The organism is Mycobacterium mantenii, assembly GCF_010731775.1.
Lineage (GTDB): Bacteria > Actinomycetota > Actinomycetes > Mycobacteriales > Mycobacteriaceae > Mycobacterium > Mycobacterium mantenii.
Genome location: NZ_AP022590.1, coordinates 3571985 through 3598842 on the forward strand (window position 1 = coordinate 3571985; position 26858 = coordinate 3598842).

General features: G+C 67.6%; 20 protein-coding genes and 4 pseudogenes. 11 read left to right on the forward strand and 13 right to left on the reverse strand.

Going from position 1 to position 26858, the window contains the following annotated elements; genetic code table 11:
* Nucleotides 1-963 carry a class I SAM-dependent methyltransferase gene (locus tag G6N50_RS16040; protein WP_083093214.1) on the reverse strand — a complete coding sequence of 321 codons (963 nt, stop codon included), beginning with the start codon at nucleotides 961-963 and terminating at the stop codon, nucleotides 1-3.
* Nucleotides 964-1122: 159 nt separating this feature from the next.
* On the opposite strand from G6N50_RS16040, the gene G6N50_RS16045 reads away from it, so the two are divergent.
* Nucleotides 1123-3498, forward strand: coding sequence for a lysylphosphatidylglycerol synthase transmembrane domain-containing protein (locus G6N50_RS16045; RefSeq protein WP_083093212.1), 2376 nt, complete (start codon nucleotides 1123-1125; stop codon nucleotides 3496-3498).
* Nucleotides 3499-3502: 4 nt separating this feature from the next.
* On the opposite strand, the gene G6N50_RS16050 is transcribed toward G6N50_RS16045, so the two are convergent.
* Nucleotides 3503-6145: a GH92 family glycosyl hydrolase gene (locus G6N50_RS16050; protein WP_083093211.1), complete on the reverse strand. Its 2643-nt coding sequence runs from the start codon at nucleotides 6143-6145 to the stop codon at nucleotides 3503-3505.
* A 172-nt stretch (nucleotides 6146-6317) separates the two neighbouring features.
* Between G6N50_RS16050 and G6N50_RS16055 the strand changes: the two are divergent.
* Both G6N50_RS16055 and G6N50_RS16060 read left to right on the forward strand, forming a co-directional pair.
* A pseudogene (locus G6N50_RS16055) lies at nucleotides 6318-6589 on the forward strand (LpqN/LpqT family lipoprotein); the annotation flags it as partial.
* Nucleotides 6590-6673: 84 nt separating this feature from the next.
* Nucleotides 6674-7159, forward strand: a complete 486-nt coding sequence (locus G6N50_RS16060) for a hypothetical protein (protein WP_083093545.1) — start codon at nucleotides 6674-6676, stop codon at nucleotides 7157-7159.
* A gap of 3 nt (nucleotides 7160-7162) precedes the next feature.
* Here the strand turns inward: G6N50_RS16060 and G6N50_RS16065 are convergent, their stop codons facing one another.
* The 4 genes from G6N50_RS16065 to galT all read right to left on the reverse strand — a co-directional run bounded on the left by G6N50_RS16065 (nucleotide 7163) and on the right by galT (nucleotide 11086).
* Nucleotides 7163-7849 carry a PAS and ANTAR domain-containing protein gene (locus G6N50_RS16065; RefSeq protein ID WP_083093209.1) on the reverse strand — a complete coding sequence of 229 codons (687 nt, stop codon included), beginning with the start codon at nucleotides 7847-7849 and terminating at the stop codon, nucleotides 7163-7165.
* Between the two features lie 196 nt (nucleotides 7850-8045).
* Nucleotides 8046-8801, reverse strand: a complete 756-nt coding sequence (locus G6N50_RS16070) for a Mut7-C RNAse domain-containing protein (protein WP_083093208.1) — start codon at nucleotides 8799-8801, stop codon at nucleotides 8046-8048.
* The gene (locus tag G6N50_RS16075; RefSeq protein ID WP_083093206.1) at nucleotides 8802-9902 is read right to left on the reverse strand and encodes a galactokinase; all 1101 of its coding nucleotides are present in this window, start codon (nucleotides 9900-9902) and stop codon (nucleotides 8802-8804) included.
* A complete protein-coding gene (gene galT / locus G6N50_RS16080) occupies nucleotides 9899-11086 on the reverse strand; it encodes a galactose-1-phosphate uridylyltransferase (RefSeq protein WP_083093205.1) in 1188 nt (395 codons plus the stop codon). The genes G6N50_RS16075 and galT overlap by 4 nt, the downstream gene beginning before the upstream one ends.
* Before the next feature lie 37 nt (nucleotides 11087-11123).
* Here galT and G6N50_RS16085 point away from each other — a divergent pair, with 37 nt between their 5' ends.
* Entirely contained in the window at nucleotides 11124-13340 is a 2217-nt protein-coding gene (locus G6N50_RS16085; RefSeq protein WP_083093203.1) for an FUSC family protein, read from the forward strand.
* A gap of 94 nt (nucleotides 13341-13434) precedes the next feature.
* On the forward strand, nucleotides 13435-14685 hold the full coding sequence (locus G6N50_RS16090) for a cytochrome P450 (protein ID WP_083093202.1): 1251 nt from the start codon (nucleotides 13435-13437) through the stop codon (nucleotides 14683-14685).
* Nucleotides 14686-14967: 282 nt separating this feature from the next.
* Here G6N50_RS16090 and G6N50_RS29405 read toward each other — a convergent pair.
* Nucleotides 14968-15240, reverse strand: a pseudogene (locus tag G6N50_RS29405) (MerR family DNA-binding protein); the annotation flags it as partial.
* Between G6N50_RS29405 and G6N50_RS16100 the strand changes: the two are divergent.
* Nucleotides 15227-16081: pseudogene (locus tag G6N50_RS16100) on the forward strand (FAD-dependent monooxygenase); the annotation flags it as partial. The pseudogenes G6N50_RS29405 and G6N50_RS16100 sit on opposite strands and share 14 nt — an antisense overlap.
* Here G6N50_RS16100 and G6N50_RS16105 read toward each other — a convergent pair.
* On the reverse strand, nucleotides 16078-17451 hold the full coding sequence (locus G6N50_RS16105; RefSeq protein WP_083093200.1) for a cytochrome P450: 1374 nt from the start codon (nucleotides 17449-17451) through the stop codon (nucleotides 16078-16080). The pseudogene G6N50_RS16100 and the gene G6N50_RS16105 sit on opposite strands and share 4 nt — an antisense overlap.
* A 61-nt stretch (nucleotides 17452-17512) precedes the next feature.
* A complete protein-coding gene (locus G6N50_RS16110) occupies nucleotides 17513-18385 on the reverse strand; it encodes an alpha/beta fold hydrolase (protein ID WP_083093199.1) in 873 nt (290 codons plus the stop codon).
* 46 nt (nucleotides 18386-18431) lie between these two features.
* Here G6N50_RS16110 and G6N50_RS16115 point away from each other — a divergent pair, with 46 nt between their 5' ends.
* The 3 genes from G6N50_RS16115 (at nucleotide 18432) to G6N50_RS16125 (ending at nucleotide 22177) form a co-directional block, all read left to right on the forward strand.
* Entirely contained in the window at nucleotides 18432-19322 is an 891-nt protein-coding gene (locus G6N50_RS16115) for an NYN domain-containing protein (protein ID WP_083093197.1), read from the forward strand.
* Nucleotides 19323-19474: 152 nt separating this feature from the next.
* Nucleotides 19475-20704: a cytochrome P450 gene (locus G6N50_RS16120; RefSeq protein WP_083093195.1), complete on the forward strand. Its 1230-nt coding sequence runs from the start codon at nucleotides 19475-19477 to the stop codon at nucleotides 20702-20704.
* Nucleotides 20705-20833: 129 nt separating this feature from the next.
* Complete coding sequence (locus tag G6N50_RS16125) at nucleotides 20834-22177, forward strand: hypothetical protein (RefSeq protein WP_083093194.1); 1344 nt, start codon at nucleotides 20834-20836, stop codon at nucleotides 22175-22177.
* Between the two features lie 56 nt (nucleotides 22178-22233).
* Here G6N50_RS16125 and G6N50_RS16130 read toward each other — a convergent pair whose 3' ends face one another.
* Nucleotides 22234-22455: a hypothetical protein gene (locus G6N50_RS16130; protein WP_083093192.1), complete on the reverse strand. Its 222-nt coding sequence runs from the start codon at nucleotides 22453-22455 to the stop codon at nucleotides 22234-22236.
* A 524-nt stretch (nucleotides 22456-22979) separates the two neighbouring features.
* Complete coding sequence (locus tag G6N50_RS16135) at nucleotides 22980-24275, reverse strand: NRAMP family divalent metal transporter (protein ID WP_083093191.1); 1296 nt, start codon at nucleotides 24273-24275, stop codon at nucleotides 22980-22982.
* Nucleotides 24276-24389: 114 nt separating this feature from the next.
* On the opposite strand from G6N50_RS16135, the pseudogene G6N50_RS16140 reads away from it, so the two are divergent.
* Nucleotides 24390-24770, forward strand: a pseudogene (locus G6N50_RS16140) (molybdopterin dinucleotide binding domain-containing protein); the annotation flags it as partial.
* Between the two features lie 9 nt (nucleotides 24771-24779).
* On the opposite strand, the gene G6N50_RS16145 reads toward G6N50_RS16140, so the two are convergent.
* Nucleotides 24780-25280 (reverse strand): hypothetical protein, encoded by a 501-nt coding sequence (locus G6N50_RS16145; RefSeq protein WP_083093189.1) that lies wholly within the window; start codon nucleotides 25278-25280, stop codon nucleotides 24780-24782.
* Between the two features lie 133 nt (nucleotides 25281-25413).
* Between G6N50_RS16145 and G6N50_RS16150 the strand changes: the two genes are divergently transcribed.
* A complete protein-coding gene (locus G6N50_RS16150; protein WP_264028738.1) occupies nucleotides 25414-26361 on the forward strand; it encodes a DMT family transporter in 948 nt (315 codons plus the stop codon).
* A gap of 9 nt (nucleotides 26362-26370) precedes the next feature.
* On the opposite strand, the gene G6N50_RS16155 is transcribed toward G6N50_RS16150, so the two are convergent.
* Nucleotides 26371-26844: an LppA family lipoprotein gene (locus G6N50_RS16155; protein ID WP_083093186.1), complete on the reverse strand. Its 474-nt coding sequence runs from the start codon at nucleotides 26842-26844 to the stop codon at nucleotides 26371-26373.
* Nucleotides 26845-26858 lie beyond the last annotated feature (14 nt).

Genomic DNA, 26858 nt, shown 5'->3' on the forward strand with positions numbered 1-26858 from the left:
TCAGTTCCCTCCCGTCCGCTGCGCCGCCACGAACAGCGTCTGCGGCGTGGCGTCGTCGATGCCCTGTGGTGGCTTGCGGCCGTAGCCGGCCATCAGCTCCGGCGCTGGGGTGACCGTCACCTCCCAGCCGTGCCGGCCCAGCCAGTCAGCCACATCCTCACGTTCCTCGAAGTACCACAGGTCTTGCACGTCGGGAATGTCGCGCTCGGGGTCCAGTTCGGCCATCAGGTCGCGCACCCGCTGCATGGTCTGGCGTTGCCGGTTCCGGGCCTCCTCGTCGAGGAAGTCGGGGCCGGGCGCTTCCACGGCGATCCGGCTGCCGTGCGCGCTGAGCGCCTGTACCCGGTCGAACAGCAGCTCTTGGGCGGCTGCCGGCAGAAACGGCAACAGCCCCTCCGCCGACCACACGCTGGGCGCCGAGAGGTCAAATCCGGCCTGCTGCAATGCGGACGGCCAGTCGTGGCGCAGGTCGACGGGAACGTTGACGAGCTTGCAGGTTGGCTGGGCGCCCTTTTCGCGCAGCGTCGACGCCTTAAAGTCCAACACCCGCGGCTGGTCCAACTCGTACACCGTGGTGGCATCCGGCCCCTCTTTTCCGAAGGGCAGCCGCCAGGCCCGGGAGTCCAGCCCCGCCGCCAGAATCACCACCTGACGCACGCCCCCGCCGATTGCGTCGAGGAAGAACCTGTCGAAGAACGCCGTCCGGGCGGCCATGTAGTCGACCATCCCCTGCATCCGGGGCTTCAGGTCCGGTTCGAGCTCGGCGATCTGGGCGGGCAGATTGGGAGCCGCGAACCAGTCCCACATGCCTTCCCCGGCCGCCTGCAGAAACACCCGCGCGAATGGGTCGCTGATCAGCGGATTCTCACTCTCGGTCTCGGCGGCCCGGGCCGCCGCCACGCCCAGAGCAGTCGCCCCCACGCTCTCGGTGATCTCCCAGCTGTCGTCGTCCGTCCTGGCCACGCCGGTGCCCTCCCCAATTCGCTAGCACGCCTACCTAACCGACCCTACGCGCGCCGGATGACTGGGAGCTGTCAACGGACCGGGTATTTAAGTTAACTTGTCCGCGGGCCAGCAGGCCGCAAGCAGAGTGCCAGCGCGAACTCAAAGGATCGTTGATAGATGCGAGTTGACGGGCGCGAGATCATCGTTTCCGGCAGCTTGCTGCAGCCACTGACCCGACGGACCAACGACATCCTGCGGCTGATACTGGCAGTGCTCTCTCTGGCGCTGGTGATCACGGGTTCGGTGATCACCCGTCCGCAGTGGATCGCGCTGGAGAAATCCGTCTCGCAGATCGTCGGCGTTTTGTCGCCGACGCAATCCGATGCGGTGTACCTGATCTACGGATTGGCGATCGTGGCATTGCCATTCGTAATCCTGATCGGTCTGATCGTCGCCGGGCAGTGGAAGCTGCTGGGCGCGTACGCCGCCGCGGGGTTGAGCGCCATTGTGTTGTTGTCGATCAGCGGCACCGGCCTGTCCGCGCCGCGGTGGCACTTCGACGCCCTCGACCGGCTGACCACGCTGCCGGCGCAGTTGCTCGACGACCCGCGGTGGATCGGGATGCTGGCGGCCGTGCTGACGGTTTCGGGCCCTTGGCTGCCGGCGCGCTGGCGGCGCTGGTGGTGGGCGCTGCTACTGGCCTTCGTGCCCATCCACCTGGTGGTCAGTGCCATCGTCCCGGCGCGCTCGCTGGTGGGCCTGACGGTCGGGTGGGTGGTCGGGGCGCTGGTGGTGCTCGTCGTCGGCACTCCCGCGCTCGAGGTGCCACTGGACGCCGCGGTGCGTGCCCTGGCCAAGGGCGGCTTCGCCGTCTCGCGGCTCAGGGTGGTGCGGCCGGCCGGGCGCGGCCCGCTGATTCTTTCGGCCGACGGCGAACATCTCGGCGAGACGGCACTGATCGAGTTGTACGGCCCGCATCAACGCAGCGGCGGGGCGCTGCGCCAGTTGTGGGGGAAGCTGAAGTTGCGCGACGCCGAGACCGCACCCCTGGTGACATCCATGCGCCGGGCCGTGGAGCATCGGGCGCTGATGGCGATCGCCATCGGCGAGGCGGGCCTGGCCAACACGGCGACGGTCGCCGTCGCTCCGCTGGACCGCGGGTGGATGCTGTACTCGCACCGGCCGCCTCGCGGAACACCCATCGACGAATGCGCCAAGACGACTCCCGTTGCCCGGCCGTGGGAATCGCTGCGAGTCCTCAACGACCGCCAGATCGCCCACGGGGACCTGCGCAACCACCACATCACGGTGGAGGACGACACCGTGATGTTCGGCGGCTTCGGCAGCGCCGAGTACGGAGCCACCGATGCCCAACTGCAGTCCGACATCGCACAGCTGCTGGTGACCACTTCTGCCTTGTACGAGCCGAAGTCCGCGGTGCGCGCGGCGATCGAGGTGTTCGGCAAGGACACCATCCTGAGCGCATCCCGCCGCCTCACGAAAGTCGCCGTGCCGCGGTCTGTTCGGCGTTCGGTGCCGAACTCCGGTGCCGTCATCTCCGCGGCGCGGGCGGAGGTCAAACGGCAAACCGGTGCCGACCAGATCAAGCCCCAGACCATCACCAGGTTCACCCGCAGCCAGATCGTCCAGCTGGTGCTCTTCGGCGCGCTGGTCTATGTCGCGTATCCCTTCATCAGCACGGCACCGACGTTCTTCTCCCAGCTGAGGCACGCGAACTGGTCGTGGTCACTGCTGGGCCTGCTGGTGTCGGCGCTGACCTACGTCGGTGCGGCCGCCGCGTTGTGGGCCTGCGCCGACGGCATGGTGAACTTCTGGACGCTGTCAATCGCTCAGGTGGCCAACACTTTTGCCGCGACCACCACCCCGGCCGGCGTCGGCGGGCTGGCGCTGAGCACGCGGTTCCTGCAGAAGAGTGGGTTGTCGGCGATGCGCGCGACCGCGGCGGTGGCGCTGCAGCAGTCGGTACAGGTGATCGCGCACCTCGCGCTGCTGATCGTGTTCAGCGCCGCCGCCGGAGCCTCGATGAACCTACGGCATTTCGTCCCGAGCGCGACATTGCTATACCTGATCGCGGGGGTCGCGCTCGGCATCATCGGCACGTTCCTGTTCGTGCCCACCCTGCGCAAGTGGCTGGCGACCGAGGTGCGCCCCAAGCTGAACGAGGTGGTGACCGATCTGGTCAAGCTCGCCCGCGAACCGCGCCGGCTGGCCCTGATCCTGCTGGGTTGTGCGGGAACGACCCTTGGGGCGGCGCTGGCGCTGTGGGCCAGCATCGAAGCCTTCGGCGGCGGAACGACTTTCGTCGCTGTCACCGTGGTCACCATGGTCGGCGGGACGCTGGCCTCGGCGGCCCCCACGCCCGGCGGTGTCGGGGCGGTCGAGGCGGCGCTGATCGGCGGCCTGGCCGCGTTCGGCGTCCCGGCGGCCGTCGGCGTGCCGTCCGTCCTGCTGTATCGGGTGCTGACCTGTTGGCTCCCGGTCTTCGTCGGCTGGCCGGTGATGCGGTGGCTGACCGCACACGAGATGGTCTGAGGGCCTAGCTCTCGGATTCGGTCTGCGCGACCACGAGAACGGTTGAGGTGCACACGCTTTGGCCGACCGCGGTGGTCAAATACACCAGGTAGTAGTCCTCGGGCACCGACTGTGCCACGGTGATCGGGACGGTAACGCCGGCCGATCCGTCGGCGGTGAATCGGCCAGACGTCGGCGTGACGCCGATCCCGGCATCCGATGACGTGCCCGCAACGGCGTAGCCGTCGGCGCCGTTGGTCATGCGCTGCGCGTCGAGGGTCACGCTGCCCGTGTGCCCGGGCGCGATCGTGACAACGGGCGTCGACACGTTGACGGCCACTGCCGAACTACCCGCCCCGAACGACGGGGGCGCATCGTCTTCGGCAGTGCCCCAACGCTTGTCGGGATAAGCGGCAAGCGAGAACGCCAGCGTGCCGCCGGTGCGGATGATCGACTCGGGTAGCCACGTGTGGCCGGTGGCCTGGCCGTCGACCCTCAGGCCGCTGATGTATTTCAGGTGACGCGGCCCCGACGCACCCGGGGCCGAGATGCGGATGGATTTGTTTGCCGGAAGCGCGATTTCGACACTGTCGAAAAGCGGTGCGCCGACGGTGAGGATCGGCGTTCCCGGGGTGGCCGGGTACAGGCCCAGCGCCGCCCAGACGTACCAGCTGGCCAGCGCGCCCAGGTCGTCGTTGCCCGGCTCACCGTCGGCGGTCGGAGCGAAGAGCCCCCGGACCCGGTCGACCGTGTGCTGCGTTTTCCACGGTTGACCGATGTAGTTGTACAGCCACGGCACACCGAAACTCGGCTCGTTGCCCGCCCACAGATACGGCCGGTTGGGGCCGACGTTGAGTCGCTCGGTGAAGCGGTCCAGCCGGTTGGCCACGGCCGCGCGGCCGCCGAGCGCGGTCACCAGGCCCGCGACGTTGTGCGGCACCGACCAGACGTATTGTTCGGCGTTGCCCTCGTCGTAGCCGACCTGCCCGAAGTTTTCCGGGGCCACCACGACTGCCGGACCGCGCCGAAACAGGCCGGTCCAGCTGCGCGGCACGATCGATCGGGTGGTCGGATTGAACAGATTCTGCCAATACTGCGCCCGGTTCTGAAATTCCGCGGCGGTCGCGGCGTCGCCCAGTGAGTTGGCGAATCGGGAAATGGCGAAGTCGTCGATCGACCACTCCAGGGTGATCGACGCGTCGGCGATCCACCCGTTGCGGGCGAACTCCTGGGTGAACGGCGCATAGCCGAACCGCAGGTAGGTGGCGATGCCGCGGCGCTCCACATAGCCGTTTAGGCCGACACCGCCCTCGGTCGCCCCATCCACCATGTAGCGCAGCGCGGTGTTGACGTCGAAGTCGTTGGCTCCGAACGTGTTCAGGTTCGCGATGAGCGGCACCACACTGTCCCCGGTCATCTCGCCCGTCGCGGCATTGGCGAACGCCCAGCGCGGCAGCGCGCCGCTCTGCTCGGCGTCGTTTACCAGCGACTGGGCCATGTCGCTGGCCCGCTCGGGAAACAACAGCGCCTGCAACGCCGCCAGGCATCGATAGGTGTCCCAGTCGGAGAAGTTGGCGTACTGCGTGTGGCCGGCGGCCACCGTGCGGATGGAGCCGTCGAACCCGACGTAGCGCCCGTCGGCGTCATTGAACATGTTGGGGTGCAGCAGCGTTCGATACAGCGAGGTGTAGAACGTCGTCAGATCATCGACATTTCGGCCGGCGACCGTCACCCGGGACAACGCGGCGTTCCATTCCCTGGATGCCGCGGCGCGAACCTCGTCGAAACCCGCCCCCTCGGCCGCCAGGTTCGCCTGCGCGCCCTCGATTCCGACGTAGGAGATCGCGGTGCGCACCTCGATCGCCGAGCCGGCCGGAAATTCGACGTAGCCGCCGCTGTACGGTGCGTTTGCGCTGCGGGCGCCGGCGTATACAGCACTGCCATCCCAGGATCCGTACGAAGTGAAGGGCTGACTGAATTTCATCGCGAAATACACCGTGTAGGCGTTCGGCTTGTCACAGAATCCGCCGCTGGTGGCCCACCCGGTGATAGTGGTGTTGTCCTCCCCGATCTGGATGGTCGCGCGAGAGTTGCCCGCCAGCGACGAGCCGGAACGCACCTGGAGCAGAGCGGGGCGGCCGTTGCGCGGATAACTGAATCGGCCGACCCCCGTGTGCGCGGTGGCGGTGAGTTCCGCTTTCACCCCGGTGCCGGGGAACCGCACCGAGTAATAGCCGGGGACGCCCTGTTCGGTGTCGTCGTGGGCGATTTCCTCCGCGGCCGCCCAGGGCTGCGGGCCGATTTTGCCGGTTACCGGCAGCATCGAGACGTCGCCGAACGCGGCGCATCCCACCGAGGCGTGGGTCATGCTGAACCCGGTGGCGCGTGGGTTGTCGTAGTTGTAGCCGGCGTAGTTGCCGGCGGTGTCCGGCGAGTACTGCACCATCCCGAACGGGACGGTGGCACCCGGGAAATTGTTGATCTCCCCCACCGTCTCGCCGCCCGTCCCGGTGCCGATCAGCGTCGCGACGTGGTCGACCGGATTCGCCACGAACAGGGGCGGACCGTCGTATCCCTTCGGCGGGGCCGGCGCGACGAGAACCATGACGAAAACCATCAAGACAGCCGCCGCCGCGATGACCGCAATGAGGGCCCGCCGCGACCGCATACCTGTCTAATACTCGATAACGGCTGGATGGGGGCGCATTCCGGCAGGTGTTTTCGCCGACGAACTGGATAACGATTGGCGGCCGGCGGGGTTGTCGCAACAAACTCCGAAAGATTCTGGCAAACCCGCAGGTTATTTCGGTTACTGTCATGCGCACCATGGCTGGCGCTGGGAGTACGCCCCCGGCGAGGTGCAGAATCTGCCCGGATACCAGGGCGGCGGTGACGGCTCCGCGTCCACGCTGGCGGATTCCAGGCCTGGCAGGTGGGCGGCACGTACCAGCGGGGCGGCAAAACCCGCGTGATCGCGCACAAGACGGTGGTTATCCCGAGCCAAGGCGCGGTCTACGTGCTTCAACTCAACGCCGACGGCCTGGAGAGCGATCAAGGCCCGTTGATGGACGCCACCAACATCATCGACGACCAAACCACCATCACCGGCTGACCCCCGATGCGAGCCGCGGAGACCGAAAAGCTCCGCGGCTTCGCATCGCTGGCTGCAGAGCCGGGTTGGCTCTACGGTGAACACATGACAGAGCAGTCATATGTGGTGGAAGCCGGGCACCCGCCGTCGGCGCTGATGCGCCTGGTCAATCCGCTGATGGGATTCTTGCTGCGCAGTCCGCTGGCCGGCCTCGCGCGCAACCAATTCATGGTGTTGAGTTTCACCGGGCGCAAGACGGGACGCCCGTACTCAATCCCGTTGAGCGCCCATGTGATTGACGGCCAGCTGTACGCGCTGACCGGCAATCCGTGGAAGCAGAACTTCCGCGACGGCGGCCCCGTCCAGGTTGTCTTCGACGCCAAGACGACGTCGATGCACGGTGAGCTCATCCGCGACCGGACCGCCGTCGCCGATCTGTTGTTGCGCTGCGCCGAGTCCTACGGAGTCCAGCGCGCACAACGCATGATCGGACTGAAGTTTCGCGACCACCGCATACCGACCCGCGATGAGTTCGCCGAGGCCGTCGACCGACTGCACCTTGGGGCGGTCCGGCTCAGTCCGGCCGAATAGCACTCAGGTGCCCTCGGCCTCGCCGGGCCCGCGCGGCTGCACGCTACGCAGCCGCTGGTCGAAGGGCGAACGCGCGGTGATGACCTCTTTGCCCAGTGCCGCGAAGTCCTCGGCGATCCCTTGGGCGAGCAGTCCGAGCTTGATGTTTCGCGTCTGGGACACCGTTTTGAGCATGTTGAACGCGGCGTCCTCGTCGATGCCGTAGATGAGCATCAACATGCCTTTGGTGCGGTCGATCACGCCGCGCCGCCCGACGATCTCCGCGACTTTCGCGCTGATGGAGTCCTCGCGGCTGCGGGCGGGTGGCGGCGCGACTTCGATGTAGAAGCCATGGGTCCCGACGACGTTCCCGTCGTCATCGCAGAATTGGTCGCCCACCACGAGGACGTGGTGGATCATGCCGCCGGTGTCCACGATGCGATGCCGCGTGGAAAACGCCTGGCGGCGCTTGATCATGTCGTTGATGCCGTCGGTCACCTGGGGACGGTCGGCCGGATGCTTGTGCGCGAGCACCAGCTCGGTGGTGGGTGTCACGGTGCCGGGCGTGTATCCGTGCATGCGTTGGACCTGATCGGACCAGACCCAGCGCTGGCCTTCGAAGTAGAAGCGGAACCAGCCCGCGCATTGCGGCGTAGCGCCGGCCAGACCCCGCTCGATCGCCGCGGCTTGGCCGTCTAATTTCCAAGCCACAGCGAACGTTTCACATCGTCGGCGGTGGAGTTGACGGCAGCAATCGGCAGCGATCGCACATCGATCGCTACCGTCCCGGCGAGAAGACCGGTACTGCGCCCGCAGGAGTGAGATAACTCCATGGCGGCTAGGCTACATTTCCTGACCACTGGTCACGCCCGGAACGACGAAATTGCCGGGCGAGTAACTTTTTCGTTCAGATCCGCCGCCGCAATTCTTCGACGAGGGCGACCAACTTCGCGTGGTGCGACCCGGGCCAATAGATCCGGCCGCATTGCGCACACCGGCTGAAGTCGTCGTAGTGCTCGCGGGTCAGCGGCTCCAGCTGGTCGATCACCTCGTCCTTGGTGACCGCGGTCAAAGTGCCGTTGCAGCGCACGCACCGGGTCAGCGGTGCCAGTCGCTGCCGCAGATCGAGCCGACGGATGACGGCAAGCGCCTGCTCCTCGGGGTCGTCGGGGCGCACGAACAGACCATGGGTGACGGCGCGGCGCTTGAGCAGGCCACGGTCGCGGGTCAGCAGAATGCGCCGCTGCTCGCCGCTGATGTCGGCGAGGGTCTTGTCGTCGGCGTCGTGGGACCACCACACGTCGAATCCGAACAGCCGCAGCAGCCACGCCAGCCGGCCGAGGTTCACGTCGACGACGAAACGTGGATCGCGCAACGGCACGGGCCGCAACCTCGCGGTCGGGCCGATGTCGAGCCCCTCGAACACCGGATAGGCGGCGATGCGGTCGCCGAAGCTCGGGCGGTAATCGAACCCCTGGGCGGCACCGTTCACCAGGATCAGGTCGACCTCGGTGTGCGGGATTCCCATCGCCTCCAACACGTCTTTGACGGTCTGGTGGGGCCGGAAGGGCCGGCGCACCGTGTGCCCGCGCAGCGGCGCGGCCACGAAGTCATTGAGTTCGGCGTATGCCCGAACTTCGACGTAGCCGGTCGGCTCGTTCACTCACGCAGGCCCCGCGCCGGCGGCCGCGCGGGTTCGGGTGACGGCGGGTTGCTCGAAGCCGGCGGCGGCCGCGGCCCGTTGCACCGCCTCGCCGACCGTGTCCACGCGGCCCAGCGGAACCAGGGCGATCACGCACCCGCCGAAGCCACCGCCGGTCATCCGCGCGCCGAGCGCGCCCGCGCGCACCGCGGTGTCGGCGATCAGGTCGATGCGTTCGGTGGTGATGTCGAAATCGTCGCGCATGGAGGCGTGCGAGGCGGTGAAAATCCGCCCGGCTTCCGGGTAATCGGAAGTCCGCAGCGCCGCAACGCAATCGATGACCCTCTGGTTTTCGGTCAGCACGTGGCGGGCGCGACGGGCGTCGATGGGGTCTCGCACCGCGGACAGGAAGTCGGACCCTGCACGGCCCGCGGTGTCCTGCACCTCACGCAGCGACGTCGCCGACAGGTCGGCGGCGGCCCGCTCGCACGACGTGCGGCGCGCGGCGTAGTCGCCGCCGGCGTGCCGGTGGCGCTCTTGCGAGTCGATCAGCAACAACGCGACACCCGCGGCGTCCGGGTCGAACACCACCGGTGTGACGGTGAGGTCGGAGAAGTCGATCAGCACCGCCGTCGCTTCGCGGCCGAAGAGGGAGGCGAGCTGGTCAAGCAAACCCGTTGGCGCGCCGACATACTCGTTTTCGGCGCGCTGGGCCAACCGCGCCTGGTCTTTGGCGTCGATGCGGACACCGGCCGCCGACGCGATCGCGCCCAGCACCGCGCATTCCAGCGCCGCCGAGGAAGACAGACCCGACCCCATTTCCACGTCGCTGGTGATCGACATCGTGCCGCCGGACACCGGGTGGCCGCCCTGACGCAGCGCCCACATCACCCCGGCCACGTAGGCCGCCCAGCCGGCCACCTCACCGGGAACGGTGCCGATCCGAACGCGCACCGGGGCATCCGCGCGGTCGCTGACCACGGTGATCGCATCGTCGTCGGCGGGCGTGAAAGTGACCACGGTGCGCTGCGGTAATGCGATCGGCAGCGCGAAACCCAGGTTGTAGTCGGTGTGTTCGCCGATCAGATTGATCCGCCCCGGCGCGGCGTAGCGGATCGTCATGCCAGTTCCCGCAGCCGCTGGGCCACGCTTTCCGGCATCACGTCGCCGATGAACGCATCCATCGCCGACTCGGAGGCCGCCAGGTACTTGAGCTTGGTGGCGCTGCGCCGGATGGACATCAACTCGACGTGAAAGTAGCCCTCGGCCTGGGCCTCGGTGTCGGCGTATTGATGCAGCGCCGAAATGTAGGGCAGCGGTGAGGAATACATTCGGTCGAAGCGCCCGAGCACGTCCAGGTAGACGTGCGTGAACGCGCCCAGTTCGTCCTCGCCGAGCTCGGTCAGGTTGCGCACGAACCGGTTCGGGTAGATGTGCACCTCCACCGGCCAGCGCGCCGCGAACGGCACGAAGGCGGTGAACAGCTCGTTGCGCGCGATGATGCGGCCGCCGTCGTCGATCTCGCGGGACAACAAATCACCGAAGAGGTTGCTGCTATGCCGTTTTCGATGCTGACGCGCCTGCTCCAGCATGGTGGCGGCACGCGGCGTCAGATAGGGATAGCCGTAGATCTGACCGTGCGGATGGGTCAGCGTCACCCCGATTTCCTCGCCGCGGTTCTCGAAGCAGAACACCTGCTCGATGCCCGGCCTGGCCATCAGGTCGGCGGTGCGATGCCGCCACGCCTCGACGACCAGCCGCGCGTGCGCCGGTTTGAGCCCGGCGACGGACCCGGTGTGGTCGGCGGAGAAACAGATCACTTCGCAGCGGCCAAGCCCGGGCGCGGTCACGAAGCCTTGCCCGGCCGGCACGGGCGCCCGGACGGGCACGGGCGCAGTGGCGGGCAGCGCGCCGGACAGGCTGGGGAATCGGTTCTCGAACACGACGACGTCGTAGTCGGCGGCGGGCACCTCGCTGGTCAGCCCGGTCGGGCCCGGGCACAGCGGGCACGCCTCCGGCGGCGGCTTATAGGTGCGGTCCTGGCGCAGAGCCGCGATGATCACCCACTGCCCGGTGGACCGGTCGAACCGCAACTGCGACTGCGCAGCGGGCTCGGTGGCACGCGCCGGCAGCGGCCGGCGATCTTCGACCGGCGCCGGACGATTCCCCGGCAGGGCGAAGAACAGCAGCTCACGACCGTCAGCCAGGTTCGCCCGAGTCGGCCCCGTCACGATGTCGAAGACTAGCTTGGTCGCCGCGGCACGGTTCGGGTAACCATGTGGGGTAAGCGCAAGAGAGGCGGTCATCCGAATAACTGTTCTTTACGAACGCGCCCGCAACTGGCTGATCGGCTCCGATCCTGGCTTGCTTCGGCTGCGCATGGCGACTCGGACGACCGCCGCGCTTGGCCTTTCACTACTGGCGCTGTACCTGCTGACCAGGGCGACGGGACAACCGCTGACCGTCGCCCTGCTGGGTGTCGTCATCACCATGGTCGCGTCGCGCTCCGTCAACGAACCCGACCCGCGCCAGCAGCGGATCACCATGGCGCTGCTGCCCCTGCCCGCCGCGGCGTCCATCACCGCCGCCGCGGTGCTGGCGCCGCACACGGTGGCCAGCGACGTCGTCTTCGTGGGCGTCGTGTTCACCGCGGCATACATCCGGCGGTTCGGGGCGCGGGGCAGGGCGCTGGGCATGGTCGCGTTCATGTCCTACTTCTTCACGCTGTATCTGCGGGCCCGCCTCGCCGAGCTGCCCTGGATGATCGGGGCCGTCGCGGTGGGCACCGTGTGCACATACGTGATGAGCACCTACGTGATGCCCGATCGACCCGAACGGGTGCTGCGCGCCACCATCCGGGCGCTGCGGGCGCGAATGGCCATCGTGGTCGACACCACCGCCGAAGCGGTACGGACGGGCCGCCTCGACGAGCGACGCCGCCGCCGCATGCGGGCCCGCACCATCCGGCTCAACGAGACCGCCCTGATGGTGCAGAGCCAGATCGAGGACAAGGCCGACCCCGGCACCCTGTGGCCCGGCGTCACCGCCGAACAGCTGGCCCCGTGGCTGCTGGATGCCGAGCTGGCCATCGAATGGGTCGCCACCGCCGGCCGGCGGGCGGCCGTCCTTGCCTGTGCGGCCCCGGATTCCATCCCGGTGTCCACCCGGGCCGCGCTCGTCGACGCGCTCTCCCAACTGTCGCGAGCGATCCGGCTTCCCGAGCCCGACGGGCTGCGCCGGGCCGCAGATCGGGCCCAGCGGCTGCTCGACGAGCAGTGCGGCCCCACTTCCGACCCGGCGGACGACGACGCGGGCAGCGCGGCGGTGCGCCGCCTCGCGCTGGCGATAATCAACGCCGCGACAGCAACTTCCGACGTGCGGGCGATCGTCGACCGGGTAGCCACCGGCCGCCCGCTGGACGACGCCGACACCCCGGCGCCCGAGGACGCCGCGTCCGGGGAGGCCACCGAGGAAGAACAGACGACGGGGCTGCCGCCGACCACCCGGCAAGCCATCCAGGTCTCCGTCGCCGCATCCCTGGCCATCGTCGTCGGCGAGCTGGTATCGCCGGCGCGCTGGTATTGGGCGGTGATCGCCACGTTCGTCATTTTCGCCGGCACCAACTCCTGGGGCGAAACCCTGACCAAGGGGTGGCAGCGGCTGCTGGGCACCCTGCTCGGCGTGCCATGCGGCGTGCTCGTGGCCACGCTGCTTACCGGTCACAAGACCGCCGCGCTCGTCGGCATCTTCGTCTGCCTGTTCTGCGCCTTCTACTTCATGACGGTCACCTACAGCCTGATGACCTTCTGGATCACCACGATGCTGGCGCTGCTGTACGGCCTGCTCGGCCAATTCTCGTTCGGCGTGCTGATGCTGCGGATCGAGGAGACCGCGATCGGAGCCGTCATCGGGGCGACCGTCGCGGTCGTGGTGCTGCCCACCAACACCAGAACCGCGATCCGCAGCGACACGCGTACCTTCCTGACGAGCCTGTCCGGCCTGATCGAGATCGCGGCCGCGACTATGTCCGGCGAAGAGGAGGGCGCCAGCCCCTCGGAGCGGGCGCGTCAACTCGACCGGGACTTGCAGCAGTTCCGGGTCACCGCCAAGCCGTTGCTGGTGGGCGTCGCCGGACTTGCCGGCCGGCGCAGCGTCCGCCGCGCGCTGGGGATCTTCACCGCCTGCGACCAGTACGGCCGGACCCTGGCGCGCAGCGCCGAGCAGTATCGGGACCCGGTCGGGGCGCCATCGCTCGCCGCCGAACTGGCGCAGGCATTTTCGGCGGCCGCGGCCCAGACGCGACGCAACATCGACGCGTTGCAGGAGGCCATCGAGGGTGGCCACCCGCCGACCCTGGTCTCGGCGGCCGACGAGCTCGACGCCGCTGAGACGGTGGCCCGGCAACAGGACGGCAACGGTCCCGGCGGCACGGGCCCCAACACCCGGCGCTTCCTCACCGCCGTGCACGCCCTGCGCCAGATCGAGCGCGCCGTCATCACCGCGGCCACCAATCTCGGTGGGCGCGAAAGCGTCAAGACGGCCATTCCCGCGTCGCGCTGATGCCGTGCGCCTTGACTGCTAGGCGATCCGAACGCGCGCGGCTACCATCTTGCTAACCGCCGCGGCCGGTCGGCGGGAGTCGAGGAGAAATCCCATGGCGACACCGAACCTCCCGCCGGGCTTCGATTTCACCGATCCCGACATCTACGCCCAACGGCTCCCGGTGCGGGAATTAGCCGAACTGCGCTCCACGGAACCCATCTGGTGGAACGAGCAGCCCCTCGATCAGGGCGGCTTCGGCGACGGCGGTTACTGGGTGGTGACCAAACACCGCGACATCCGCGATGTCTCCTTGCGCAGCGACGTCTTCTCGTCGGCGACCAAGTCGATCGTTCCGCGTTACCGAAATAACCTGGCCGCCGGCCAGATTGAGGCCGGACGAGCGTCGATGATCATGATGGACGACCCCGAGCACAGCCGGCTGCGCAAGATCGTCTCGCGGGCGTTCACTCCCCGCGCGGTGGAGCGGCTGCGCGCCGAACTCTACGAGCGGGCGCGGTGCATTGTGACCGACGCCGCGGCGGCCGGTTCGGGCGACTTTGTGCGTCAGGTGGCCTGCGAACTACCGCTGCAGGCGATCTGCGGTCTGCTTGGGGTTCCGCAGGAGGACTACGAGAAGCTGTTCGACTGGACGAACAACATGATCGGCAGCGACGACCCGGAGTTCGCCGGCAACGATGCGCTGACGTCGGCGGGTGAACTGATGTGGTACGCCATGCAATTGGCCGCACGCAAGCGTGAAGAACCTGAGGACGACATTGTCACCACGCTGATCCGGGCCGACGCCGAAGGCCAGAGCCTGTCGGAGGCCGAGTTCGGCATGTTCGTGGTCACGCTGGCCGTCGCCGGAAACGAGACGACCCGCAACTCCATCACGCAGGGCATGATGGCGTTCACCGACCACCCGGCGCAGTGGGAATTGTTTAAGGCACAGCGACCCAAGACCGCAGCCGACGAGATAATCCGTTGGGCGACACCGATCACGGCGTTTCAGCGCACCGCGCTGGTGGACACCGAGCTTGGCGGGGTCCGGATCGCCAGGGGCCAGCGGGTGGTGCTGTTCTACCGCTCGGCCAACTTCGACGAAGAGGTCTTCGACGACCCGTACGCCTTCGACATCCTGCGCAGCCCCAACCCGCACCTGGGTTTCGGCGGCACCGGGGCGCATTACTGCATCGGTGCGAACCTGGCGCGCATGACGATCGACCTGATGTTCAGCGCGCTCGCCGATCATGTGCCCGACCTGACTCCGCTGGCCAATCCCGAGCGGCTGCGGTCGTCGTTCATCAACGGCATCAAGCACTGGCACGTCGATTACCGGGGCGCGCGAACCGTCGCCTACTAGTCCGGATTCCGCCGGCCAACCGTCCCCGGTCAGGAGCGATGCCCCATCCCGCGCCACCTGGTGGGGCGCATCGCCGGCTTCGCGTTCATGCACTTGCTCAACGGTGTCGAAAAGGATCGCGAGCACACCCGAACGGAGTTGCGCTATCTCAAACGGCTCATCGAAGACGCACGGACATAACCCCGGACTAATCACCGGGCCGGGACAACCCTTCCAGACAACGCATTCCGGGGCAGGCCGACCACCGCAGCCGGCCTTCGAGGTAGCGATCAATTCGGTGATGCGGCTTTCCAGCGTTTGCAAGTCCGCGAGCTTAGCCCGCACCGCGGTGAGATGGAGCTCCGCCAAATCACGGGCCTCGAGGCAGGACCGGTCGGCATCGTGCGTGAGTTCGACAAGATTGCGGATCTGCTCGACCGAGAAATCAAGGTCGCGGCAGCGTCGAATGAAAGTCACCCGCCGCACCTCTTCGTCGTCATAGCTGCGCTGACCGCCGACCCGCCGCGGGTTGCGCAGCAGACCGATCTGCTCGTAGTAGCGAATGGCCGACGCGATCTACACCAGCATCGAGGACAGGGTCGAAACGATCTTCGGCGATAGCATCGCGACCGTCGACGAGCACAGCGACGGTGTCCGACTCACCCTGGACGGCGGCGGGACGCGCGAATTCGACCTGCTGATCGGCGCCGACGGACTCCATTCCAACGTGCGCCGTCTGGTCTTCGGGCCCGAGCGGCAATTCGAACAGTATCTGGGTTGCAAGGTCGCGGCCTGTGTGGTCGACGGCTATTGGCCACGCGACGAGCTGGCCTACGTCACCTACGCCGCACCGGGGCGACAGCAGGCGCGTTTCGCGCTTCGTGGCGACCGCACCACGTTCTTGTTTATCTTCCGCGCCGAACACGGCGGCACCGACGTGTCACCAAAAGAGCAGCTGCGCAGAATGTTTGGCGACTGCGCCTGGGAGGCCGACGGCATGCTGGCCGCACTCGACGATGTCGACGACCTGTACTTCGACGTCGTCAGCCAGATCAGGATCAACGGCTGGTCGCGCGGCCGGGTGCTGCTGCTCGGCGATGCGGTCGCATGAATCTCGCTGCTCGGCGGCGAGGGTACCGGCCTGGCGATCACCGAGGCCTACGTGCTGGCGGGCGAACTCGTCCGCGCCGGGGGCGACTACCGCCACGCGTTCGATGCCTACGAGACCCGCCTGCGTCCCTTCATTGCGAGCAAGCAAGCCGCCGCGGCCCGCAATATCGGGTTCTTTGCGACCCGAACCCGATTCGGGCTGTGGTTCCGCAACCTGGCACTGCGGACGATGAGTTTTGGCCCTGTGGCAACACTTTTCGCGGGCAGCGTGCGCGACGACTTCGAGCTGCCGGACTACGGCATCTAGCGGGCCGGCGCCTGTGTGTCCGTGGCCGCTGGTGCGGGGACATCCCTGATCGCCCTCAGCCGAATGCGGGCGCCGCGATGCGGCACCAGCACAACGAACTTCAGCTTCTGTCGTTCGCCGGCCGCGGCGGTGGTGTCCAACTCCGCGCGGCGCAGGATCTCGCGCAACACCACGCGCATCTCGACCATGGCGAAGCCGGCGCCCAGACAGCGCCGGTTGCCGCCGCCGAACGGGAACCAGGTGGTCGGGCTCAGGGCGGCGCCCAGCATCCGGTCCGGATCGAATCGGTCGGGATCCGGGTACACCGCGGCGCTCATGTGCACCAGGCCAATTCCGGGCGCCACCATGACCCCGGCCGGCAGCCGGTAGCCGGCCACGTCGGCCGGTTCGGTGAGCACCCGCCCGACGTCGAACACCACCGGACGGATTCGCAACGTCTCCTTCACCAACGCGTCGAGATACGCGTCGCCCGCGGGATCTTCCGCCGCGCTGGCCGCCGCGGCGGCCACGGCCTTGGCGAGCACGACCGGGTGACGGGTCAACCGCTCCAGCGCCCAGGACAACCCGTTCGCGGTCGTGTCGTGCCCGGCCACCAGTAACGTCATCAGCTGGTCCCGCAGCTCCCGGTCGGACATCTTGCGCCCGCCGTCGTCGGCGCGGACCAGCATGGCCAGCACGTCGGTGCGTTCGGCCAGGTCCGAGTCCGCGCGGCGCTCGGCGATCTCGGCGTAGAGGAGGCGGTCGGCTTCGGCCATCCGCCGTTGCAGCCCTCGCCACGGAAGGTGGCGCTGCAGGTCCGGCTTCGCCAACGCCAGGGTCGCCCATGGGCCCACGGTGAGCAGCCGCGGCATGATCGAACGCAGCGCAGCAAGCCGGGCAGGGTCGGTGGTGCCGATGACAGTCCGCAGAATCACCTCCAGGGTGATCTCCGACATCCTGGGCGCAGCCACGAAGTTCTTGCCCACCGGCCACCCCGCGATCTTCGCTGCAGCGATCTCGGCCATCAGCCCGGCCTGGCGCGCGACGGCGTCGCGATGGAATGGCGGCAGCATCAGCCGTCGCCGATCGCGATGGAAATCTTCGTCGATCACCAGAAGAGAGGTGTCCCCGAGCAGCCCACCCAAAATCGCATTGGCCTCGCCGGCGTGGAAGATTCTCGGGTCGCCTGCGAATACGGTCTTGATGTCGGCCGGATCGGCCAGATACACCAGCGTGCCCATCCCAGCGACTCGCAGCGTGAACACGTTCCCGTAACGACGCTGGCAGGCGGCGACGAAGTGCGACCCGCGCTTTTGCAACATCAACGCGGCCTGGACTGTCCGGGGCAGGCGGGGCCCCGGCGGAAGCGCTGCACCCGCAGTTTTGGGCATTGCCGTAATTTTACGGCCGGCCTGCCCGATGCAGCGGAAACCGATTTGGCGGTGCCTTCAGTCAGTCGCGCAGCCGGGTGATCACCGTGTCGCGGCGCTCGCCCGTGGCGATGAAGTCCTCGATCAACTCCACCACCTGGCTGGGCGCCTCTACCTGCGCGAAGTGACCGACGTCGGGCAGCACCTCAAGCCTCGCGTCTGTGCGTGCCTCGTGCGCGGCGTAGGCGTGATCGACGGGAATGATGCCGTCGCGCTCGCCCCAGATCGCCATGACGGGTAGATCCTCACGCAGCCGCAGCCTGTTCAGCGCGCTGACCGCCTGCCCACGGTAGTCAACCACCGATCGCAGCGTCCGCAGGAACGACTGCCGTGTCTCGCCGTCCGACAACGACGAGTAGGCGCTCCACAGCTCGGCCCCGCGCGGCGATTGGATGCCGGCGCCCCTCAACCAGGACCGCAGCTTGTTGCCGACGGACAGCACGGGCGGCGGCGCGATGATCGGCAACACCAGCTCCGCCCCGGGGGCCGAGAGCAGCCGCAGCACCCAGCCGACGTCGGGACCCAGGCCGCCGCTGCTGATCAGGATCAACCGTTGGGCGTAGTCGGGATGCTGGTAAACGAATTGCATCGCGACCCCGCCGCCGAGCGAGTGACCGACGATGGTGGCCTGGTTGACGCCGAGCTCGTCGAGAAAATCGCGAAGCCACACCGCGAACGCGCCCAGCGAGTAGTCCGTGCGGGGCTTCGCCGACTCGCCGTGGCCGAGCAGGTCTGGGGCGATGACCCGAAACTTCTTCGACAGCGGCGGTATCACCGACCGCCAGGTCTCCGAGCTGCCCGCCATGCCGTGGATGAGCAGCAGCACCTCGCCCTCCCCCTCGTCGCGGTAGGCGATGCGATCGCCGTGCAGTTCGAGAACTTTCACCTCATTCATGTGGTCGGGGTACCCGCTTTGGTCCTGCTCAGCAATGATCTAGAGCATGACCGAACCGGTTGCCAGCCGCGTGGCCGTCTACCTCGACTTCGACAACATCGTGATTTCCCGGTACGACCAGATTCACGGCCGCAATTCGTTCCAGCGGGACAAGGCCAAGGGGCTCGACCAGCACTCCGAACGGCTGGGACAGGCGACGGTCGACGTCGGCGCGATACTCGACTTCGCATCGTCGTTCGGGACCCTGGTGCTCACCCGCGCCTATGCGGACTGGTCGGCGGAGATCAACGCCGGGTATCGCGGACAGTTGGTGGGCCGCGCGGTCGATCTGGTGCAGTTGTTCCCGGCGGCGGCGTACGGCAAAAACGGAGCCGACATCCGGTTGGCGGTCGACGCGGTGGAGGACATGTTCCGGCTGCCCGACCTGACCCACGTCGTGATCGTGGCGGGTGACTCCGACTACATCCCGTTGGCCCAGCGCTGCAAGAGGCTCGGCCGCTACGTGGTGGGCATCGGGGTGGCCGGCGCGTCGAGCCGGGCGCTCGCGGCGGCCTGCGACGAGTTCGTCATCTACGACGCGCTGCCGGGGGTTCCGGTTCCCGAACCGGCGCCGTCGGACGCGGGGGCGGCCGAGCCGAAGAAAAAGGCGGGCCGCAGCAAGCAGGCCAAGCGGGACGAGCCCGACGAGCAGACCGACCCGCAGGCCGCCGCCACCGCGCTGCTGACGCGTGCCCTGCGGATCGGCCTGGAGAAAGACGACGTCGACTGGCTACACAACTCGGCCGTGAAGGCACAAATGAAGCGGATGGACCCGTCGTTCAGCGAAAGATCGTTGGGTTTCCGGTCATTCAGCGATTTCCTGCGTTCGCGCGCCGATGCCGTCGAGTTGGACGAGACGTCGACGACGCGGACGGTGCGGCTGCGCGCGCCGGACTGAGCATCGCGGCGCGCCCGTCGCGGCAATGCATTGTTCAATCCGGTGTATGGCGATTGGGATCACCGGGAGCCCATATCGTTGACACTCTTACGCGCTGGCCATACATTGACTCAAAGTCGTCCGCAGCCGTCTGCGGAACCAAGGAGACCGTCATGACCGTCGGTGCCGCTCCCCCAAGTCTTTTCGACGCCGAACTGCCGGTGCTCACCTACGACGCCGAAGAGACGCCAGCGCAGGTCTACCCGCGGCTGCGGGAGGCGCAGCGCCAGGCACCGGTCGCGCTGGGACCGCACGGCCCCGAGGTGCTGTCCTACCACTTGGTCCGTTCTGTGCTCCGGGACCCCCGATTCCAGATCCCGCCCGGTATCAACCTGCTCGCCCAGGGCATCGCATCGGGCCCACTGTGGGACAAAGTGGCCAACAGTCTGTTGTGCCTGGAGGGCGACGCGCACCATCGGCTGCGCAGCCTGTGCTCCAGGGCGTTCACCCCCCGAACGGTCGCGCGCCTGCACGACACCATGGTCGGCGTGCTGAACGAACTGGTCGATCGCGTGGCGGACGCGGGCCGCTGTGACGTCGTCACCGATATCGCGCGTCCCTACCCGGTGCCGATCATCTGTGCGCTGCTCGGCGCGCCCCGTGAGGACTGGCAACAGTTTTCGTTGTGGGCCGACGACGTGTTCAAGGCCTTCAGCTTCACCGTCGATCTGCGCGAAGTCGAGCCGGTCGTGATGCGCGCGTGGGACGAGCTCGACGGCTACGTCGACGAGATGGTCGCGCGCCGGCGGCGGAGTTTGACCGATGACCTGCTGTCCGACCTGATTCGCGCCGAGGACGAGGACGACCGCCTCGACCCCGCCGAGCTGCGCATGCTGGCGGGCGGCCTGCTGCTGGCGGGAACGGACACCACCCGCAACCAGGTGGCCGCCTCGGTGCACGTGCTGTGCGATCACCCCGAACAGTGGGAGCTGCTGCGGCAGCGGCCCGAGCTGGCGATGCGGGCCGTCGACGAGACCATGCGTCACTCACCGATCGCCTGCGGAACCCTGCGCCTGGTGGCCGAGGACGCCGAGCTGGACGGCTACTTATTCCCCGCCGGCACCGCGGTGTTGGTGAATACCTTTGCGGCCAACCGTGATCCGGTGGTGTACGACGACCCCGACCGCGTCGACATCACCCGCGAGGCGGCACCGCCCATCCTGACCTTCGGCGGCGGCGTGCATTACTGCCTGGGCGCCAACCTGGCCAGGCGTGAGATCGCCGAAGCGCTCAACGTCCTCGCACACCGGCTGCGCAACCCGCGAACGGCCGGGGCGGCGCCGTGGAAGCCGATGGTGAGCCTGAGCGGGCCGAAAAGCCTGCCCATCGAGTTCGACCGATAGTTGCGTTGAGCGGGCAACGTCGGCCGTGTGACTAAGCCCGCTATGCGCCCAAGTCGCGGTCGCACCGGGGCGGCTTTACGCTGCTTGGTTACACGAACTTAACGGGGGTTCTCGATGCCTGCAGCCTGGATGCATGCGGCGCGGCACTGCCTGTTCACCCACGGGCGTGCCGTGGTCGCGTCGGCTGCCTGCCTGGCCATGGCGTCCTGTTCGGAAACCGCGGCGCCGCCCGCGCTCACCCCGACCACCTCGACGGCCGCCTCGAAGACCAGCACCCGCGCGGTCGCCCCGCCCGCCCCGATCACCGGCCCGCTGGAGAAGGACTGGAAAAGTTACGGCGGCACGGCCTATTTCGGCTGTCCGGAGAGGTTTTCGACCAGCAAATCGGCGCTCGAGGACATCCGGCCGAAGATCTTCGATCCGAAAACCGGACGGTACGTCGCGCCCGCCATCCCCACGGTTCCGGCCGGGCAGAACCTCACCGGCGGCATCTGCGCGCTGACCGGCACCGCCGACGACATGAAGGTCGTGTACCTCGTCATGACCGTCAAGCCGGCGCAGGGCCCCGCACCGGAAGTCACCACGACCACCGGCTACGTTTACGACTCCAAGTCGGGCCAGCAGGTGGCCACCAAGGAGCTGCAGCCGCCGGCCCCCGACCTGAAGCTGTCCGCACCCAAGGAATGGGGACTGTCCTCGACCGCCTCGGGTGTGGCGTGGCTGAACGCCTTCACAGACGGCCACGGTGCCGCGGCGCCCCGGACCGTCGTCCTGTCCGGCGGTGACCTGTCGATGATGTGGAACGATCCGCAACCCGGCCGGGTCTGGCAGGACGTGCTCGCATTCCAGCGCAACACCGAGCCCGGCAAGACGTCTGGGGCGGAGCTGCGCCTGCCGAACGGGGAAGCGATCTACCAGGACAACGATGCGCAATCCGTCGACGCCGAATTGACCGACGGCCCAACCAAACTGGTGAAGATCACGCACTGGGATTCGTACAATCCTCCGGTGCTGTCGACGATGTTCTACGACCTCAACGCCAAATCCATCATCAAAATCGGCGATTCCGACCGGATCTCCGGGGGCGGGCTGACCGCGGCGCTGTCCGACGGCAAACTGTTCGTCGACGGCCACGGCTCGGACACCTCCCAGTTCGGCTTCGGCGTGTGGAACCTGCGCAGCCAACAGTGGGACTTCCAGAAGAACCGGGACGACGCCAAGAAGCTGTCGATTTCCAAGCTGGCGTTTTTCGAAGACCACATCTACATCACCGGCACCGGCGGGACGTTCTCCGTAATCACCTTGCCCGCAACGGATCCCGTCGCAACGACCTGGGCGCTGCGGCCTTTCGAGCGGATCTCCGGATGGACGCTGGTCTGCCGCGGTGAGACGGCGCCGGGCGCCAACGGCGAGTGCAAGGAAATCGTCATGGTGCAAGACCAGGACGGCCGCTACCCCGGGCCCTGGTCCTGAACTGCGCCAGTTCGCGCTCACGCCTGGAGCTGGGTAGCGCCCAACGAGCCGAGTCGCTAGAAGAGGTGGGGGGTGGTCCTGTGATGTCGGTGATCGTAGTGCACGACCGCCGCGACCACGCCGCCCCCGAGGCAGACACAGGACAGCAACGCGGCGGCCGCCACCAACGCCCAACCCGAGTGGCCGGTGCCGGCCGCGAACAGTGCCATCGGCAGCGCGGCGAACGCAAGGAGTGTCGACAGCAGCCCCGTCCAGGCGGCGAATCTATTGAGTATCATGATTTAGTCTCCGTCCAGTCACGATCATCGTCCTTGTCATGACCGATCGGCAAGGTGCCAAGTACACCAAAGTCCTTGTCGAGTTGCGCCTCCGCCGTTGAGCCCTCGGGCGGCCAGGCGACCGCGAAGCCGTCGCGACGGCACCGCCGCACTTTTCGCGCTCTATGTCGTCAAAGAGGAGCGCCTCGACCTGGGTGCCTGGCAACCGGCCCAGCAACCCCGAAACGAGCAGAAACCACGCAGCCACACGTCGAGCGAGATGAATGTTATCCATTTGGCGCACAACACTTCTCGCGAAGATAACGCCATACGACGGTTCCGGCACCGATAACAGGCCAATCGATGCCGCCGGTGATCGGTTTGGGCAAAGAATTTCATGTCGTGTGCGCGACGGGATCCCTTGGCTTCCTTATGTTTTTAATAGCCCCACCAAAGCGCTGGCATCCGACGGTTGACTCACGCAGTACAAAGCTCAACAGCGCGCTCGTCCACGCCTACCCGGCGCACGACAGCCAATACGGCGTTTAAGTCCAGCCCAGCGCCTGCGGGACCATGTAGAGACCGAAGGCGATGGTCACGAAGCACAGCGCGCGGGTGACGTATTTGTGCACACCCCGCATGCGCCACTGTTCGGGCAGCGCCCTGGCTTCCAGCGCCAGCAGCAGGCCCAGCACGATGGGCAGCAGCAACGCGTTCATCACCTCGACGTCGACGGCCAGGTTGACCAGGTCGACACTGGCCAGCACCAGCACCGCGCCCACGATGTGGGCGAGCCCGTAGGTGATGTAGAACTTGGCGGTGGCGCGATTGGGCCGCTCGTTGAGCGTGTGCTTCCAGCCGAACACCTCCGCGAGCCCCCACGCCCCCGCCAGCGAGGCGACGATCGCGGCCACCAGCGCCGCGCCCAGCATGCCCAGGCCGAACAGCACCGTCCCGCCGACGTGGCCCAGGTAGGGCGTCAACGATTGGGCGATCTGACCGACGGTTTCCAGTTCCGCCCCGTCGCCGTGCTTCCCGATCGTCGAGGCCATGGTGACCACCACCGCGATCATGATCAGCTGGGTCAGCACCGCGCCGAACGCCGTGTCGTAACGGGCCTGGCGAATCGTGCTCTCGGACAAGTGCTTATCGACCACCGCGCCCTGCTGGTAGAAGATCATCCACGGCATGATGACCGCGCCGACGTTGGCCGCGACCAACAGCAGGTACGACGAGTTCCCCAGCGGCATCGAGGACAGACCGTCCACGAGTGCCTTCGGGTCCGGCCGGGCCATCACCATGGCCACCAGGAACGCCAGTTCGGCCGCGCCGACGACCAGGCCGATGCGTTCGACGCGCCGGTAGCTGCCGGTCAGTGCCAGCGCCAGCAGCGCGACCGTTGCGACCGGAATGCTCACCCACCGCGAGACGCCGAAGAGTTCGCCCACCCCGGCGACGCCGGCGAATTCGGTCAGCAACGCCCCGATCGCCGAGGCGAACAAGGTGAATGCCGACAGCCACGCCCAGCCGCGCCCGAACCGCTCCCGGATCAGCGAACCGTGGCCGCGCTTGGTGACGATGCCCAGCCGCACGGTCATCTCCTGCACGACGTAGAGGACCGGCATCAGAATCAGCTGCGGCAGCACCATTCGGTAGCCCCACTGAGCGCCGGACTGCGACGCGGTGATCAGCGAACCCGCGTCGGTGTCGGCCAGCATCACCACCAGGCCGGGGCCCCACACCGACAGCAGTCCCCACCGCAGCCAGCGGCCACGCGTTCGCAGAGATACCGGCGGCGCGTCGAATCCGTCCGTCACCGGCTGCGCGGTTGTCTCGGTCACCCCTAGCCCACTCCTTCGCTACGACCGCGGTCGTGCAACCCGATCCGCCACGAGGATAGCTAAGGCTCGCCTAAGCGCGGGCATTTTCCCGAAGAGCGCATTCGCCAACGGCATGGCCGCCTGGCGCCGCCGCTGCTGGTCGACCAGCTTGCGGCCCTGCAACCACCGGCGCCCCTGGTGATGGTGCCGCGTCGGCAGCGCCGAAAGCTCAACGGGCAGCTCGATTTTCTCGGCGAGGCCCCCGAGATCCTCGTTCATCCGGATGACGGTGCCGCCGCGGGAGTGATCGACGGCCAGAAGGTGACGGTGCGCAGCGCCAGCGGAGAGCTGACCGGAATCGCGAAGGTCGACGACGCCATTCGGCGCGGGGCGGTGTCGATCCCGCACGGCCACCACGTGGCCAACGTCAACCGCCTGACAAATAAGGACGACATCGACGTGGTGACCGGCATGGTGCGCTACTCCGGGATACCCGTCAGCCTGCACCCCGCCTAGATCGGCCCCTCAATCAGCTTTGTCCGCAGCGCTTTTCGTTCCGGTGGCGACGAGCGCGGCGCAGATCGCCAGCACACCGGTGGCCACGGCCTCGGCGATCAATGCACTCGAGTTCACAAAGTCCCGGGCCGCCAGCCCGGACGCACCCAACTCCTCCTTGGTGCCGCCGACCAGCACTGCCGGATACGCCAGGCACAAAACCGCGACGGCAAATGCGACCACTGCGCAGCCGCACGCGACGAGCCCCAGCCGGCGCACCCGCCTTGCGGCAAGCAACGCACCGGCGGCCGCGATCGCGGCGATCAGCACGATCCATCCCGGCGTGCTGTTCACCATGCCCGCAAGCATGGGGCCATAGTGTTCGGCGTCCTCGCCGTCGTAGATGCCAAGGCCATTCCACCGGATGGGGAATCCCAAGTGGCTCAAGTCGATCCAGGGCAGAAATGTCAGCGCCGCGGACGCGATGGCCGCGACGACCGCCACTATGGTGATTACTTTGCTACGCAGCATGTTTCCTTTCGATCGGCCCCGATCGGGGCTGACTCCTCGGCCATACAGGGTAGGCGGGGATGGATCGTTTCCGACACAGTGAGTTAACCGCGCCCAGGTCAGGGGTATCCATCCGGGCATGGGGTGGGTAACAATGCATGCGGTCGCAATCTTCTCAGCTTTGCTTTCCGCATTCTGGGCTGCGGTGGGAATCGTCGTGCGGCAGCGGGCCACCCACCGCGTTCCCGGTGATGAGGCCATGTCCGCGACGATGGCGACCACGTTGGCCCGCGAACCGCTGTGGTGGGCGGGGACCTTTGCCGCCGTCGCCGGCTATGTGTTTCAGGCCGTGGCGTTGGCGCATGGATCCCTGCTGCTCGTCCAGCCGTTATTGGTGTCGTCGCTGCTGTTCGCGTTGCCGCTAAGTGCGGCGCTGTGCCACCAGCGCATCAGCCGGGTCCAGTGGGGCTGGGCAATGTTGCTGACGGCCGCGCTGGCGATCTTCCTGCTGGTGGGCCAGCCGCGCGAAGGCCACGGCCGTCCCCCGCTGCCGGCGTGGGCCCTGGCCCTGGCGATCACCGTGCCGTCGGTGATCGCGTGCGTCATCGCCGCCCACCGCGCCGCCGGACGGGTGCGCGCGTCGCTGCTGGGGGCCGCGGTGGCGGTCCTGCTCGGCATGATCGCCGTCGTCACCAAGGTCTGCACCCACCGCTACTCGGTCGGCGGCTGGCATGCGCTGCTGATCGTCCCCGCCCCGTACGTGCTGGTCGCGCTGGCGGTGACCGTGACCGTGGTGCAAAACTCGGCGTTTCACGCCGGCGCGCTGCAGGCGTCGGTGCCGATCATGCTGGTGGGTGAGCCGGTCGTCGCCGTCCTGCTCGGTGTCATCGTGCTCGGTGAGCATTTGGCGGTGGGCAGCGTGACGGCACTGGTCCTCGTCGTCGCGGTGGCGGCGATGGTGGCGGCGACGGTCGCGCTGGGCCGTAGCCAGGTGATCGACAACGCCGACGCCGCGGCCGAGGCGCCCGCCGTGCCGTCGGAGCGCGACGAAGCGGCGCTGGCGGCCGTCGGGGCGAGCGGCGGGCGCGATCACCGCGATTAAGGCTCGGAGCTATTTCTTGTCACGCGGTAGGCGGCAGCCGGTATAGCCGGAGACGACCAGGTTTCCCCGATAGCCGACCTTGATGAAGATTCCCGTCGGGCCGTAGAAGCCGACGTCGTGGTTGCCCGGGTTGTCGTGCATGACCTGCATGTCGGTGGCGTCGAGTTTGGCGGCGGCCTGTTTGGCGGTCTCCTGGATGATCGCCCATTGTTGCTCGGAGACCGCGACGTTCGCGGCCACCTCATCCGGCAGGAAGTAGCCCCGTCCGTCGGTGTGATCGAAGGGTCGTTCGCAGCCCAGACCCGAGCCCTCGTGCGGGGTCTCCCAGCTGATCGAAGGAATCAATTTGCTTGCGGCCGCAGTGATTTCGGCCATCGCGGCCTGCACCTGGGTTTGGGTGTCCTCGAACGAGGGCAGGGATTTCAGCGTCGCCAGGGCCTTGGCGGGGTCCGTGGACGGGGCGGGGTCGTGGGGTTGGTTCACATGGCATCCTGTTG